This is a genomic window from Pseudomonas sp. GM41(2012) (assembly GCF_000282315.2).
GTDB lineage: Bacteria > Pseudomonadota > Gammaproteobacteria > Pseudomonadales > Pseudomonadaceae > Aquipseudomonas.
In genome coordinates this window covers 219,451-233,047 of sequence record NZ_AKJN02000005.1, presented here as the reverse complement: position 1 = coordinate 233,047, position 13,597 = coordinate 219,451, and the positions used below count along the sequence as shown (strand labels likewise).

Below are 13,597 nucleotides of genomic sequence, written 5' to 3'. Positions count from 1 at the left end.
AGCTCCTACAGGTTTCAGGTGAGTCCTGAGAGGTAGGGCCATGGGTAGATGCCGCGTTCGTGGCCGTCGCTGAAGATCAGTTGCAGGCCGTAGCCTTGGGCATTCAGCTCGATCACGCGAATGCGCTCATCGACTTTCACCCTCACCCCCTGCAACCGAAACGCCCGGCACTGCGAACACGGACACTGTCGGCGCAACTCGGCATGATCCAACAACTGCTCGCGACCATCCGGCCAGTTCAACCGCAGCTGCTGTTTACCTTGGGAATTGCCAATCGCCACCGGGTTCATTGCAGCTGACTCAAGGCGATACGCACGGCTTTGCGCACTTCCGGGTCGCCGTCGTCCTGGGCGGCTTGCAAGGGTGCGATGGCGCCCCGATCGTTCAACTCTCCGAGCGCCAGGGCGGCTTCCTTGCGCAGGTTGCTGATGCGGTGGCCGAGGGTTTCGATCAGCGCTTCAAGGGCCGGGACGTAACGCAAACGACCGAGGCTGCGGGTGGCGCGCAGGCGGACTTGCCAGTAAGCGTCACTCAAGGCTTCGACCAGGGCCGGACCGGCGTCGACGTGGCCGACCTTGCCCAGCGTGGTGGCGGCTTCTTCGCGGACTTGCCAGGCCTCGTCCTGCAAGGCGCGGCGCAGCGCCGGCAGCACGTCAGCATCGGAGGCCAGGCCAAGGGCGCCGGTGGCGGCGCGGCGGACTTCGGTGTCCGGGTCGTCACTGGCCAATCGAGCAAGTGCCGGCAAGGCATCGAGCTGCTTGAGCCAGCCGAGTACGCCGACGGCTTCGCGGCGGACACTGGCGTCTTCGTCGGTCAAGGCATCTAACGCGGCAGCGGCGGCATCGGGAAAGCGCAACTCACGCAATGCCCGGAAAGCGGCGATGCGCACGTTGATGTCGGCATGCCCGGTCCACGGCAGAATCACCCTGCCCGCCGCCTCGGTCTTGAGCAGGCTAAGGCTTTGCGCGGCGGCCGCTTGCACGGCTTGGGAAGGATCGGTCAGGGCCTGACACAGCGCGTCGACCACCGGTTCGTCCTCCCAGGCTTCGAGCAATCGAGCGGCTTCGGCGCGGACTTCTTCGGTTGGATCTTCAGCCAGTCGATTGACCAGCCAAAGCAAGCCGTCCGGTTCTTCGAGGTCGGCCAGTTCGATCAGGGCAATTCTGCGCACGCCGGGATCTTCATCCGTCAGGCGTGGTTGCAGGGCGAGAATGTCGTCGTTATCGGTTACATCGAATAGAGAGGTCATAGGGCAAATCGCGGCAGTTTGTTTTCAAGGGGAAGTCCGAGAGGGTTCAGGCGTGGTAACTGCCGACCGTCTTCGTGACGCAGCAACTCGAGGCAATGACGCTTCAAGCGGGAGAACTCGTGGCTGGTGACCAGTTCGGTGGTGCGTGGCCGAGGGAAATCGAGGCGCAGGTCTTCGATGATCCGCCCCGGGCGCGAACTCATGACCAGCAGCCGATCGGCGAGGAACAGCGCTTCATCGATGTCATGGGTGACGAACACCACGGTGGTGCGAATTCGCGTCCAGATGTCCAGCAGCAGTTCCTGCATGTTCAACCGGGTCAGCGCGTCGAGGGCGCCGAAGGGTTCGTCCATCAGCAACAGGCGCGGGCGGTTGATCAGCACCCGTGCGATTTCTACCCGTTGCTGCATGCCGCCGGAAAGCTGATCGGGCCAGCGCTCGGCAAACCCTTCGAGGCCCACCAGGGCAAGGATTTCGTCGGCGGCTTTGTGGCGTTCGGCTTTGCCGATGCCGCGCATTTTCAGGCCGAAAGCGACGTTGTCGCGCACGGTGCGCCAAGGGAACAGCGTGTGGTGCTGGAACACCATGCCCCGCTGCGGCGATGGGCCCGAGACCGGTGCACCGTCGACTTTCAGGGTGCCGGTTCGCGGTTGCAGGTGACCGGCCAGCGCACCGAGCAGGGTCGATTTTCCGCAACCGGACGGCCCGAGAATGCACACGAATTGCCCCGGCTCGATCTGGCAATCCAGACCTTGCACGGCTTCGAAGGCTTGCTTGTGTTCGCCGAGGACGATGGACAGTTGGCGGATGTCGATCCGCCCTTCAGGGGTTTGCATCACGCTCATCAGGCTTTTCCTCGTGGTCGGTGCCAGGGCGTGAACAGCCCGCCCAGACGTTTGATCAGCAGGCTGCTGCCCATCCCCAGTACGCCAATCAGCAACATGCCGACCACGATGTCGGCGTAGTTCTGGATGGTGTAGGACTCCCAGGTGTAATAGCCGATGCCGTATTGGCCGGAGATCATTTCGGCGGTCACCAGGCAGAACCATGAGGTGCCCATGCCGATCGCCAGGCCGGTGATGATGCTCGGCGCAGCGCCGGGCAGGATCACCTCCAGCAGAATCGCCCGCCGCCCTGCCCCGAGGCTTTTCGCCGAGGCAATCAGCCGTGGGTCGACACCTTCGACGCCGTGCACGGTGTTGAGCAAAATCGGAAACAGCGCACCGGTAAAGGTGATGAAAACCATCGACAGTTCTGAGGATGGGAACATCAGGATCGCCAGCGGAATCCAGGCGACTGCGGGGATCGGGCGCAGGACTTCCAGCGGTGGTAGCAGCAGGTCTTCAGCCCATTTCGAGCGACCGATGGCCAGGCCCAACGCGATGCCGATGATCAGTGCCGCGAGGTAACCGGCGAAGACTCGGCTGAGGCTGCTGCCCAGGTGTTGCGCGAGCTTGCCGGAGTCGCCGAGGCCGAGGGCGGCCTGGATGACCGCCAGTGGCGTCGGGACGTTGGCGAAGGTGACCAGGCCGAGGTTCCAGTGGTGGCTGGCGGCGAGTTGCCAGAATAGGAGGCAGAGCAGTAAGGAGGCTGTTCGGGGAATCCAGCGCGTTAGTGATTTGGGCATGTCGGGTTCCAGTTGTAGATGGTGTCGGACGGGAGAACCACCCCTCGGTCTAACCCTCCCGAAACGTCGGACCGCCCCAGAGGGGCGAGGGGACTGACCGAGTTGTTCTTCCGAGTTACATCGACCTGAAATATCGAGTCGAACTCAGATTTTGAAAGTCATGAAGATCGGCCCCCTTTCCCCCTCTCCCCACTGGGGAGAGGGTTGGGGTGAGGGGTGGCTTTTGACTCCCCCCACAACTCAGCGAGTAGCGACGGCCTGGGTGGTGGCATCGGTGAAGTCGAAGACTTTTCCGCCCTGCGCCGTAGCAAATTGCTGGGCCTGGCCTTTGAGCAGAAACGCACTCAGCCGCCCTTTCGCATCACTGGCAAACCACGCCTGATCCGCCAATAACTTGATCCCGCTGTCACTCGCCTGGGCATACACCGCGCGGATGTTTTTGCCTTCCTGCTTCAGACTGGCCAACGCGGTGAACGCCGACTCCGCCGAGGCGTACTGCCGAACCTTCGGCTCGCCACGCACCCAGATCTCCGCCACATGGCTGAAATCGGTGATGGCTTTGCCGCTCGACGCATCCACCGCTTTAAGCGGCGTCTGCCCGTAGTTGGCCAACTGCGCGGTGTAGTCCAGATTCGACGCCTTGAACGCAGCGCGGATGTATTGGTCGTCGATGAAGGTATTGAGGTCCAACCCGCGATCAGCCTTCTTCAACAGCTTGAGGGTGTCGATGGCGGTCCCGACGGCCTGACGGTATTCCGGCTTCCAGCTCAGATCACGGGTTTGCACGCCCAGTGGACCGTGGAACAGGTAATTGACCTCGGCATCGACGCCGGTGACCTTGGCGATCAACTCGCTGTATTTCTCCGGTTCTGCTGCCAGCAACTGGTTGGCTTCAAGGCTTGCGCGCAGGTAAGCCACGACGATTTCCGGGTATTTCTTCGCATAGGCCTGATCCACCAGCGCCCCGTGGAAGGTCGGCGCATTGGCTTGGGCGCCGTCGTAAATCTTGCGAGCGAAACCACGGCTGGGGAACAGTTCGGCGAACGGCACGAAGTCGGCGTGGGCATCGATCTTCCCGGCCTGCAAGGCCGAGCCGGCGACTTCCGGCGGCTGGGCGATGATGTTCACGTCTTTGAGCGGGTCCCAGCCTTGGGCCGCGACCGCCCGCAACAACATGCCGTGCGCCGTCGAGGCAAACGGCACGGAAATGGTCTTGCCCTTGAGCTCGGCCAGCGACTGCACACTCGATGCGCTAGGCACCACGATGCCGTTGCCACTGCCCTTGATGCTGCCTGACAGCACGCTGATAAACAGGCTGTGCTTGCCCGCGGTTTCGAACGCCACACCGTTGAACGAACCGGGGAAATCGGCCATGGCGCCGAAGTCGAGTTTGCCGGCGACCATCTCGTTGGTCAGGGGCGCGCCGCTGGTGAAGTTCTTCCACTCGACGTCGTACTTGGCGTCTTTGTAGGGGCCGTCGTGGGGCAGGTATTTGTCCAGCAGGCCGAGCTCGCGAATCAACAGACCGCCGGCGGCGCAGTTGATCGTGGTGTCCTGGGTGCCGATGGCAATGCGGATGGTTTCGGCGGAGGCCGATAGGGTGAATGTGGCCAGTACCAGACCGGCGAATGCTGCACGCAACATAGGTAAATCCCCTCGAATCATTTATAGGATGTTCGTCTCCGCCACGATCAGGGCGCGGTGGGAAACGAGGGGTGTTTTGAAGCAAGCGTCCGGGGGTTACCGGATGGCTTTGTGGTTGTCTGGACTGGCCTCTTCGCGAGCAGGCTCGCTCCTACAGGTTTATTGGTGTATTCAGGACTTTCGGCTGGCTTCGATCCACTGTGGGAGTGAGCCTGCTCGCGATAGCGTCCTTTCAGATCAGCGCAGGAGGTACGGGATTTCGACTTTCACTGCGCCAGTCGGGCAGTCCTTTTCACACGGCATGCAGTACCAGCATTCGTCGAACGCCATGTAGGCCTTTTGCGTGGCCGGGTTGATCGCCAGCAGGTCCATCGGGCACACGTCGACGCACACGGTGCAGCCTTTGTGGGCGATGCAAAGGTCTTCATCGACCGTGACGGGCGCGTTGGAGCGAAAGAAGATTTCCTGGGGTTGATAGGCCATTTTGCGGTCTCTCTTTTGGGCTCAAGCAGCAAAGGCACCGACACGCAGCCGGTCGTAGGCCTGCATTTCATCGGCGTCCAGCGGGATGATGTAAGGCTCGACGGCTTTCTTGAAGCTGGTCATCAGCCCGTTTTCATCCTTCTTCAGGTGGCAATGGCAGAACCAGTCGCTGTCGTTGCGTTGCGGATGGTCGACCCGATAGTGATAAAGACCCCAGCGGCTTTCGGCGCGGAACAGCGAAGCGCGGGCGGCCATTTCGGCGCAGTCGCGGATCATGCTGACTTCCATGGCGCGCATCAGTTCATGGGCGTTATGGGCCTTGATCTGATCGAGATCGCGCTGGATATCGCTAAAGCGTTGCAGGCCGATTTGCATCTTCTTGGTCACTTTCGGCGGTTGCAGGTAGTCGTTCACAAAACGTCGCAGCTTGTACTCGACCTGAGCTGGCGGCAGGCCGTGTTCGCGATCCAGCGGTGCGTAGACCCGGGCCTTTTCCGTTTCGATTTGCTTGGCATCGACCGTCGAAAACTCGCGTCCGGCGACAAATTCCGCCGCGTTGGTGCCGGCAAACCAGCCATAAGTAAACGCGCCGAGCATGTAGTTGTGCGGCACCGCGGCCATGTCACCGGCCGAGTACAAACCCTTGACCGAGGTCTCGGCCTTCTCGTTGACCCACACGCCGGACGCCGAATGCCCGCTGCAAAAACCGATTTCGGAGATGTGCATCTCGACCATTTGCGTGCGGTAGTCGGTGCCGCGATTGGCGTGAAACTGGCCGCGACTCGGGCGTTCGTTGCTGTGCAGGATCTCTTCGATGTTCTGGATGGTTTCCTCGGCCAGGTGATCGAGTTTGAGGAACACCGGGCCATTGCCGCTTTCGAGTTCCTGGTGGAACTCCCACATCATCTGCCCGCTCCAGTAGTCGCACTCGATGAAGCGTTCGCCCTTGTTGTTCGCGGTATAGCCGCCCAATGGACCGGTGACGTAGGCGCAGGCCGGGCCGTTGTAATCCTTGATCAGCGGGTTGATCTGGAAGCATTCAAGATTCGCCAGTTCAGCCCCGGCGTGATAGGCCATGGCGTAACCGTCGCCGGCGTTGGTCGGGTTTTCGTAGGTGCCCATCAGGTAACCCGAGGACGGTAAACCGAGACGTCCGGCGGCGCCGCAGCAGAGGATCACGGCTTTGGCCTTGATCACGTGGAAGTCGGCAGTGCGGCAGTCAAAACCCATCACCCCGTTGACCGCGCCCTCGTCGTCCGTCAGCAATCGCGTGCAGACCAGCCGATTGGTGATGCTCACCCGCGCCCGTTTCAACTGGCGATACAGGACTTTTTTGATGTCGTGCCCTTCCGGCATCGGCAGCACGTAGGCGCCCATGTGGTGGACCTTTTTCACTGCGTAGTCGCCGGTCTCGTCCTTCTCGAACTTCACGCCCCAGCGGTCCAGTTGCTCGATGGTTTCGAAGCTGTGGGTCGCGTAGGCATACACCGCCGCCTGATTGACGATGCCGTCATTGGCAATGGTGATTTCCTTGGTGTACTGCTCCGGCGTCGAGTGACCGGGAATGATCGCGTTGTTCAGGCCGTCCATGCCCATGCTGATCGCGCCACTGCGTTTGACGTTGGCCTTGTCGATCAGCAGCACGCGCAAATCGCGATTGCGTTCCTTGGCCTTGATCGCCGCCATCGGTCCAGCGGTGCCGCCGCCGATCACGACGATGTCGTATTCCTGTTCGAGCGTGCTTCTAGTTATTGAGCTTCTGGTCATGCCTGCGCCCCTTTTTGCCGGTCGATCCGCAGGCGGTACTGGAAGGCATCGCCGCGGTAGTAAAGGTGTTCGAAGTCCACGGGAACGCCTGCGGCGTCGTGGGTCAAACGCTCGATGCGCATGATCGGCGAGCCGGGTTCGACGTTCAGCGCCTGGGTCAGGTCGCTGTCGGCCAGCACCGCATCGATGGCCAGATCCGCGTGACCAAGGGCCAGGCCGCAGTCGTTTTCCAGGATCAGGAAAATGTCGCGGGTGACCAGATCGGCCTTCTCCAGGCGCTCGCCGATGGCCTTGGGCAGGTAGGTGATTTCCAGGGAAATCGGCTCGCGGTTGATCAGCCGCACCCGTTTGATCTGCGCCACGGTCTCGCCTTCGGCGACGTGCAAGCGCTGGGCAACGAGTTTGTCGGCGGCAATGAATTTGAAACTGCGCAGGCGGTTGATCACCTCATAGCCGCGACCGGTCATGGACTCGGCGAGGCCTTGCAGGGTGCTGACGTTCTGGAAGGTTTTAGGCTTGGCGACGAAGGTGCCTTTGCCGTGGATCTTGAAGATCAGCCCTTCTTTCTGCAGATCCCCCAAGGCCTGGCGCACGGTGATGCGGCTGACTTTGAACAGCGCACCGAGTTCGCTTTCGGAAGGCATCTGGCTGTCTTGCGGGTATTCGCCGTCGAGGATGCGGGCGCGCAGCACATCCCGCAGTTGGGTGTGCAGCGGGACGCTGCTGAGGGAGAGAACGTTATCAGTCATGGAAGATCACTTGTTATAACGAGTTATGACGTGATCTTAAAGTTCTAATGACAGGCTTGAGAAATACTGTTTGAGCATAAGGTTAGAGCGGTCTGTCAGACGGGCACAAACCATTGTGGCGAGGGGGCTTGCCCCCGTTCGGCTGCGCAGCAGTCGCTAAACCTGCTGACTTGATATTACTGAAAGAATGCAGGGGAGCGCTTCGCACTCCAACGGGGGCAAGCCCCCTCGCCACAAGAACCCCTCACCACAAAGGTGCAGAGTGAGCAAAGTTCAGTTGCGCTTGAGGATCTGGTCCATAACCCAATCGGTTTTCACTGCCTGTTCGGCCACGGCCGGATGCTGCACTTCTCCCCGAATGTGCGCGTTCATACCCAGCACGTGATGCCACTGGATGTGCTCATGATTCTCGATGTGCAGGCTGAGTGTTTCATCGGCTTCAAGCTGAACCGGATGCTCATCGAATACGGAAAAGCTGATCCGGCCTTTGCTGCCAATCAGTTCGACCCGATCTTCTCGTCGGTCCGCGACGAAATTCCAGCAGCCCATGCCCAGGGCGCCCGAAGCGAACCGCCAACTGGCGCTGACGGCATCCTCGGCGGCATACAAACCAGCCTGGTGCGCAGTAAAACCGGCGACTTCGACGATGTCACCCAGCAGGTACTGGAACAGGTCGAAGCCATGACTGGCCAGGTCGGCGAAATAACCACCGCCAGCAATTGCCGGGTCGGTGCGCCAGTTATCTGTACCGCCAAGATCGGTCGGAGATGGCGCTTTGGTCAGGGTCCAGGTCAGGTGCCGGACCTCGCCGATCCGCCCTTCCTCCAGCCATTGCCGCACTTGCTGAAAGCGCGGCAGCGAGCGTCGGTAGTAGGAAACAAACAAGTGCAGCCCGGCATCGGCAAAGACCTTTTGCATCTCACGGCTTTGCCCGGCATTCAGCGACATCGGTTTTTCGACGCAGCAATGTTTGCCAGCGGCGGCCACCCTCAAGGCGTAAGCGTGATGACAGTCAGGCGGCGTGGCGATGTACACCGCGTCGACCTCGGGATCATTGATCAGCGCGTCGACATCGGTGTAGACCCGAGCGATGCCGTGGCGCGCGGCGTAATCCGTCACCGCTTCCAGACGCCGGCCCATGACCGCCACCAACGCCGAGCCGGGCGCCTTGTAGAAGGCCGGCCCGCTCTTGCGTTCAGCGACGCTGCCACACCCGATCATGCCCCAGCGCACCACGTTCATACTGACTCCTTGATAGTTAGCCGACGCGCAGTGCGCGCAGGTCCAGATGACCGTCCTTGAGCGGCGGGCACCAGTAGTAGCCGCCGGTGATCGGCCGGCTGATGCGGTACAAACCGTCGGTGATGCCGTCTTCCAGACCGCTCATGCGGCGCAGTTGGGCTTCGAAGGCGTCGAGGGAGAAACCGAAGGCCAGGAACATCAGGCCGGCGCGATCGCCTTCGATCCAGGGCATGGAACGGCGCACCACGAAGGCCTCGGGGGCGAAGCTTTCCTGGGCGGTGCGTTTGACGTGAGCGGAAATCGGCGCGTCGTCGAGTTCTTCGTTGTCGCTCAAACGACGGCCCATGATGTTGTCCTTCGCATGGGACGGCATCGCGTGGAAACCCTTCAAGTCGTGCTGCCACTGCTGGATCGCGGCGAAACTGCCGCCGACCATTCCGTCAGCGCCGTCACTCACCAGCGCAGCGGCAACGGCGGCTTCGTCGTGAGGGTTTTCGGTACCGTCTTCGTAACCGGTCAGGTCGTGGCCGGAGAGGTGGCGGAAGGTTTCGTTCATCTGCACCAGGCGCAGGGCCGGGGCCAGCGCAGCTTCGATGGCGTTGCTGCGGTTGAGCAATTCGCCACGGTCGACACCGTGCAACCAGCACCAGAGCGCGTGCTGGGTCGAGGGGTTGTCGACGCCGACACCGGTCAACGCTGGAAAGGTGCGCAGGCCATCGATTTGCCCCTTAAGCGCCTTGACCAGGGACTCACCGAAACCGACCACGGCCGACTTCCCGTCCACCAGTCCCTTGAGATTCTCCAGCGCGGCCGGCAAGGCAGCGGCGGATTCGAGGGCGAAGAACATATGACGAGCTTGAGGCGGAACTGGGGTGGCGAGAATGCCCGGCTGGTAGTAACTCATATGAACTCCTTTAGAAAGAACGCGAAGTTTAACCGGAGGATCGTTACTTGTGTGTTTTCAGGGCAAAAGGTCGCAGGCTCGGCAGCTGCTACGACGACCCGCAACGTCGAGCCAAAAAAATCATAAGATGAGCCATGACAAGCGAGTCCGAGGTCTGCTAAAACGATTCATCAGTGCATCACCCAATCCAGACGGGGTAGCGACATGACCACAGCACACATCCTTGGCAACCTGTTTCCCGACGCCAGCGACATCCCGGAAAAATATCGCCTCGATGGCCAGACCGAGCAGCGTGAATACCTGGTCGATGGCGAGCTGAAAACCTGGTCCGGGGCCCTCGCCCAAGTCCGCAGCCCGGTGTACCTGACCGGCGAAAATGGCGATGAACAAGTGATCCTCGGCAGCACGCCGCTGCTCGATGCCGACACCGCATTGACCGCCCTCGACGCCGCCGTCCGCGCCTATGACCGGGGCCAGGGTCTGTGGCCGACAATGCGCGTGGCCGAACGCATCCAGCACGTCGAAACCTTCCTTGGACGCATGCGCGAACAGCGCGAAGCCGTGGTCAAGTTGCTGATGTGGGAAATCGGCAAGAACCTCAAGGACTCGGAGAAAGAGTTCGACCGCACCTGCGACTACATCGTCGACACCATCAATGCACTCAAGGAACTCGACCGCCGCTCCAGCCGCTTCGAACTGGAACAGGACACCCTCGGCCAGATCCGCCGCGTGCCGCTGGGCGTGGCGTTGTGCATGGGACCTTACAACTACCCGTTGAACGAAACCTTCACCACGCTGATTCCGGCGCTGATCATGGGCAACACCGTGGTGTTCAAACCGGCCAAGCTGGGTGTGCTGCTGATTCGTCCGTTGCTGGAAGCGTTCCGCGACAGCTTCCCGGCCGGGGTGATCAACGTGATCTACGGCAGCGGCCGCGAGACCGTCAGCGCGCTGATGGCCAGCGGCAAGATCGACATCTTCGCGTTTATCGGCACCAACAAAGCCGCCAGTGACCTGAAAAAACTCCATCCAAAACCGCACCGCTTGCGTGCGGCGTTGGGTCTGGATGCGAAAAACCCCGGCATCGTGCTGCCTGAGGTGGATCTGGACAACGCGGTCAGCGAAGCGCTCACCGGTTCCTTGTCCTTCAATGGTCAGCGTTGCACCGCGTTGAAAATCCTCTTCGTCCATGAAGACGTGGTCGAAGCGTTCATCGAGAAATTCAACGCCAAACTCGCCAACCTCAAACCCGGCATGCCGTGGGACAGCGGCGTGGCGCTGACGCCGTTGCCGGAAGCGAGCAAGGTCGATTATCTGCACTCGCTGGTGGCGGATGCCGTGAGCAAAGGCGCCACCGTGGTCAACCCCAACGGCGGTGAAGCCCGCGCTTCGTTCTTCTACCCTGCCGTGCTGTACCCGGTGACGCCGCAGATGCGCGTCTATCAGGAAGAACAGTTCGGCCCGGTCGTGCCGATCGTGCCTTACCGGCATCTGGACACGGTGATCGATTACGTTCTGGAATCGGACTTCGGCCAGCAGCTGAGTATCTTCGGCACCAACCCGGTGGCGGTCGGCCGGCTGGTCGACACCTTCGCCAACCAGGTCGGCCGGATCAACCTCAACGCCCAGTGCCAGCGCGGTCCGGACACTTTCCCGTTCAACGGCCGCAAGAACTCCGCCGAAGGCACGCTGTCGGTGCATGATGCGTTGCGGGTGTTTTCGATTCGCACACTGGTGGCGACCAAGTTCCAGGAAACCAACAAAGATCTCATCAGCGAGATCATCAGCGGACGCAGTTCGAGCTTCCTGACCACCGATTACATCTTCTGAGGAGACCGAGCCTGAGCACATTCAGAGACAGCCGACTCCCACCGCTAATGCGCCGACTGCTGCGTCCGTTACTGGACCCGTACCGGCGCTATCGCCACGCCAGGGTGATCCACGCGGTGCGTGTGTCGCTGGGGTTACTGGCAACGATCCTGCTGACCACCGGCATCAATCTGCCCCACGGTGAGTGGGCGTCGGTGACGATGCTGGTGGTGATCGGTGGTTTGCAGCATCACGGCAACATCGGCAAAAAAGCCGCCGAACGCGCCATCGGTACCTTGATCGGCGCCGGTGTCGGCTTGCTGCTGGTGGCGCAACAGGCCTGGCTCGGGATGCCGTGGCTGACCTATTTCGCAATGGCCGTGGTTTGCGGGTTCTTCTCGTACCACGCCATCGGCAAGGGCGGTTACACCGCGTTGCTCTCGGCGATTACCGTGTTTATCGTCGCGGGGCATGGCGACAATCCGATCACCGACGGGTTGTGGCGTGGGGTGGACATCCTGATCGGCATCGCCCTGGCCCTGGCTTTTTCTTTCGCCTTGCCGCTCTACGCGGTTTATTCCTGGCGCTACAACCTGGCCGATGCCTTGCGCGACTGCGCGGCGATCTACGGACGCATCATCAATGGCCAATCGGTCACCGATGACGAACACCATAAACTGGTGGGCCGCTTGAACACGGTGATGGTGCAATTGCGCTCGCTGATGCCGTCGGTGTCCAAGGAAGTGCGGATCTCCATGACCGAACTCGATGCCATTCAGCGGCACTTGCGGATGTGCGTCAGCACCCTGGAAATTCTCGGCAACACCCGACCGGATGCCAGTGACCCCGAGGCCATGGACCATCTGCAATCGTCCTTGAAAGCCGAGCATCGGCTGATTCGGGTGCAACTGATCGGTATGGCCCGGGCGCTGAAATCCGGTGCGTCCCAGCGGCTCAACCGGCCCGTCGAATTGCCGTCGGATTCAAGCCTGACCGCGCCGGTTTACAATCCGCTGGACGGCTACCGGTTATTGGTCCGGCAATTAGCCGCCAACATCGGCGAGATGCGCCAGCGCTTGGCCAAGACGGCACCGCGCTGGAACATCTGAGGTTTCTTCACGGCTTACTGCGTCGTCACCGTCCGACGAAACTTCAGGCTCCAACCCTGTTGCATGCCGGCAGCGGCCAACAGAATCGCGGCAACACCGATCCATTGCAGCGGCTCCAGGCGATGGCCGAAGGCAAACCAGTCAACGAAAATCGCCGCAATCGGGTAGATGAAGGACAGCGCACCGGTCAGTGCCGTCGGCAGTTTTTGGATCGCGCCGTAGAGCAGCACATACATCACGCCGGTGTGGACAATGCCCAGGGTTATCAGACTCGCCCATGCACTCGGCGCTTGCGGCAGTGCCGAAAAGTGCGCGAATGGCGCGAGTAACAGCACGCCGGTGGTGACCTGGACCAATGCAATCAGATGCGGCGGTGTGCCGGTCAGGCGCTTGATGATCAACGCAGCAATCGCGTAAAGAAATGCCGCCCCCAGCGCCAGAGCGATACCCATCAGGTAATCATTACCGCTCTCGCCCTGCCCGCCATGTGCGCTGACAATCGCCAGCATCCCGAGAAACGAAATACCCAGCCAGAACAGTTTCTGCAGGGTGATTTTTTCGTTGAGGAACAACGCGGCCAACCCCACCAGCATGAACGGCTGAACGTTGTATACCGCGGTGCCTATGGCAATCGAGGCGCGGGAGTAAGAAGCAAACAACAGCACCCAGTTGCCGACAATCGCCACGCCGCTGAGCACGGCCAGCAAGAACGTGGTGCGGGTCAGAATGCCGGGGCGCAGGAAGCCGAATGCCGCGCAAATCAGCAACAACGTGCCGGCGCCGAACACGCAACGCCAGAACACTACGTCCAGCACCGGTTGCCCGGACACCAGCACGAACCAGCCGATGGTCCCGGAAATCAGCATGGCGGCGGTCATTTCAAATGACCCGTGACGTATGGTTTTGTCCATCATCAGACTCCTGTGTTTGAGCCCAAAGTATGCCAATCCGCTGGGGGGCTTCTCCAGCGCAAAAAGCAGGCTAAACTCGGAATCTGCCTTTTTTATCAAGGCG

Annotated in this window: 13 protein-coding genes; 2 read left to right on the top strand and 11 right to left on the bottom strand. The window is 61.0% G+C overall.

Annotated elements, in window-relative coordinates:
* Positions 1-14: 14 nt before the first annotated feature.
* The 10 genes from PMI27_RS25700 to PMI27_RS25745 all read right to left on the bottom strand — a co-directional run bounded on the left by PMI27_RS25700 (position 15) and on the right by PMI27_RS25745 (position 9,665).
* Positions 15-290, bottom strand: a complete 276-nt coding sequence (locus PMI27_RS25700) for a DUF971 domain-containing protein (RefSeq protein ID WP_008155011.1) — start codon at positions 288-290, stop codon at positions 15-17.
* Complete coding sequence (locus tag PMI27_RS25705) at positions 287-1,249, bottom strand: HEAT repeat domain-containing protein (RefSeq protein WP_008155012.1); 963 nt, start codon at positions 1,247-1,249, stop codon at positions 287-289. Before PMI27_RS25705 ends, PMI27_RS25700 begins: the two co-directional genes overlap by 4 nt.
* Positions 1,246-2,094, bottom strand: a complete 849-nt coding sequence (locus PMI27_RS25710) for an ABC transporter ATP-binding protein (RefSeq protein ID WP_008155013.1) — start codon at positions 2,092-2,094, stop codon at positions 1,246-1,248. The genes PMI27_RS25705 and PMI27_RS25710 overlap by 4 nt, the downstream gene beginning before the upstream one ends.
* Entirely contained in the window at positions 2,094-2,876 is a 783-nt protein-coding gene (locus PMI27_RS25715) for an ABC transporter permease (protein ID WP_008155014.1), read from the bottom strand. Before PMI27_RS25715 ends, PMI27_RS25710 begins: the two co-directional genes overlap by 1 nt.
* A gap of 240 nt (positions 2,877-3,116) precedes the next feature.
* On the bottom strand, positions 3,117-4,520 hold the full coding sequence (locus PMI27_RS25720) for an ABC transporter substrate-binding protein (RefSeq protein WP_008155015.1): 1,404 nt from the start codon (positions 4,518-4,520) through the stop codon (positions 3,117-3,119).
* Between the two features lie 237 nt (positions 4,521-4,757).
* Positions 4,758-5,003, bottom strand: a complete 246-nt coding sequence (locus PMI27_RS25725) for a 4Fe-4S dicluster domain-containing protein (protein WP_007946457.1) — start codon at positions 5,001-5,003, stop codon at positions 4,758-4,760.
* Between the two features lie 21 nt (positions 5,004-5,024).
* The gene (locus PMI27_RS25730; protein WP_008155017.1) at positions 5,025-6,770 is read right to left on the bottom strand and encodes a fumarate reductase/succinate dehydrogenase flavoprotein subunit; all 1,746 of its coding nucleotides are present in this window, start codon (positions 6,768-6,770) and stop codon (positions 5,025-5,027) included.
* Positions 6,767-7,519, bottom strand: a complete 753-nt coding sequence (locus PMI27_RS25735) for a GntR family transcriptional regulator (protein ID WP_008155019.1) — start codon at positions 7,517-7,519, stop codon at positions 6,767-6,769. Before PMI27_RS25735 ends, PMI27_RS25730 begins: the two co-directional genes overlap by 4 nt.
* 273 nt (positions 7,520-7,792) lie before the next feature.
* Complete coding sequence (locus tag PMI27_RS25740; protein ID WP_008155021.1) at positions 7,793-8,761, bottom strand: Gfo/Idh/MocA family protein; 969 nt, start codon at positions 8,759-8,761, stop codon at positions 7,793-7,795.
* A gap of 16 nt (positions 8,762-8,777) precedes the next feature.
* Positions 8,778-9,665, bottom strand: a complete 888-nt coding sequence (locus PMI27_RS25745; RefSeq protein WP_008155024.1) for a Dyp-type peroxidase — start codon at positions 9,663-9,665, stop codon at positions 8,778-8,780.
* Between the two features lie 204 nt (positions 9,666-9,869).
* Here PMI27_RS25745 and PMI27_RS25750 point away from each other — a divergent pair, with 204 nt between their 5' ends.
* Positions 9,870-11,495, top strand: a complete 1,626-nt coding sequence (locus tag PMI27_RS25750) for an NADP-dependent glyceraldehyde-3-phosphate dehydrogenase (RefSeq protein WP_008155026.1) — start codon at positions 9,870-9,872, stop codon at positions 11,493-11,495.
* Positions 11,496-11,542: 47 nt separating this feature from the next.
* Positions 11,543-12,583 (top strand): FUSC family protein, encoded by a 1,041-nt coding sequence (locus PMI27_RS25755; protein ID WP_008155027.1) that lies wholly within the window; start codon positions 11,543-11,545, stop codon positions 12,581-12,583.
* Between the two features lie 14 nt (positions 12,584-12,597).
* Here PMI27_RS25755 and PMI27_RS25760 read toward each other — a convergent pair whose 3' ends face one another.
* Complete coding sequence (locus PMI27_RS25760; protein ID WP_008155028.1) at positions 12,598-13,494, bottom strand: DMT family transporter; 897 nt, start codon at positions 13,492-13,494, stop codon at positions 12,598-12,600.
* Positions 13,495-13,597: the final 103 nt, after the last annotated feature.

What these genes read in the sequence shown, in the direction of transcription:
- PMI27_RS25760 (WP_008155028.1), bottom strand. Translation starts at nt 13,494, where the DNA reads ATGGACAAAACCATACGTCACGGGTCATTTGAAATGACCGCCGCCATG.
- PMI27_RS25745 (WP_008155024.1), bottom strand. Translation starts at nt 9,665, where the DNA reads ATGAGTTACTACCAGCCGGGCATTCTCGCCACCCCAGTTCCGCCTCAA.
- PMI27_RS25750 (WP_008155026.1), top strand. Translation starts at nt 9,870, where the DNA reads ATGACCACAGCACACATCCTTGGCAACCTGTTTCCCGACGCCAGCGAC.
- PMI27_RS25755 (WP_008155027.1), top strand. Translation starts at nt 11,543, where the DNA reads ATGCGCCGACTGCTGCGTCCGTTACTGGACCCGTACCGGCGCTATCGC.
- PMI27_RS25715 (WP_008155014.1), bottom strand. Translation starts at nt 2,876, where the DNA reads ATGCCCAAATCACTAACGCGCTGGATTCCCCGAACAGCCTCCTTACTG.
- PMI27_RS25705 (WP_008155012.1), bottom strand. Translation starts at nt 1,249, where the DNA reads ATGACCTCTCTATTCGATGTAACCGATAACGACGACATTCTCGCCCTG.
- PMI27_RS25720 (WP_008155015.1), bottom strand. Translation starts at nt 4,520, where the DNA reads ATGTTGCGTGCAGCATTCGCCGGTCTGGTACTGGCCACATTCACCCTA.
- PMI27_RS25740 (WP_008155021.1), bottom strand. Translation starts at nt 8,761, where the DNA reads ATGAACGTGGTGCGCTGGGGCATGATCGGGTGTGGCAGCGTCGCTGAA.
- PMI27_RS25710 (WP_008155013.1), bottom strand. Translation starts at nt 2,094, where the DNA reads ATGAGCGTGATGCAAACCCCTGAAGGGCGGATCGACATCCGCCAACTG.
- PMI27_RS25725 (WP_007946457.1), bottom strand. Translation starts at nt 5,003, where the DNA reads ATGGCCTATCAACCCCAGGAAATCTTCTTTCGCTCCAACGCGCCCGTC.
- PMI27_RS25700 (WP_008155011.1), bottom strand. Translation starts at nt 290, where the DNA reads ATGAACCCGGTGGCGATTGGCAATTCCCAAGGTAAACAGCAGCTGCGG.
- PMI27_RS25735 (WP_008155019.1), bottom strand. Translation starts at nt 7,519, where the DNA reads ATGACTGATAACGTTCTCTCCCTCAGCAGCGTCCCGCTGCACACCCAA.
- PMI27_RS25730 (WP_008155017.1), bottom strand. Translation starts at nt 6,770, where the DNA reads ATGACCAGAAGCTCAATAACTAGAAGCACGCTCGAACAGGAATACGAC.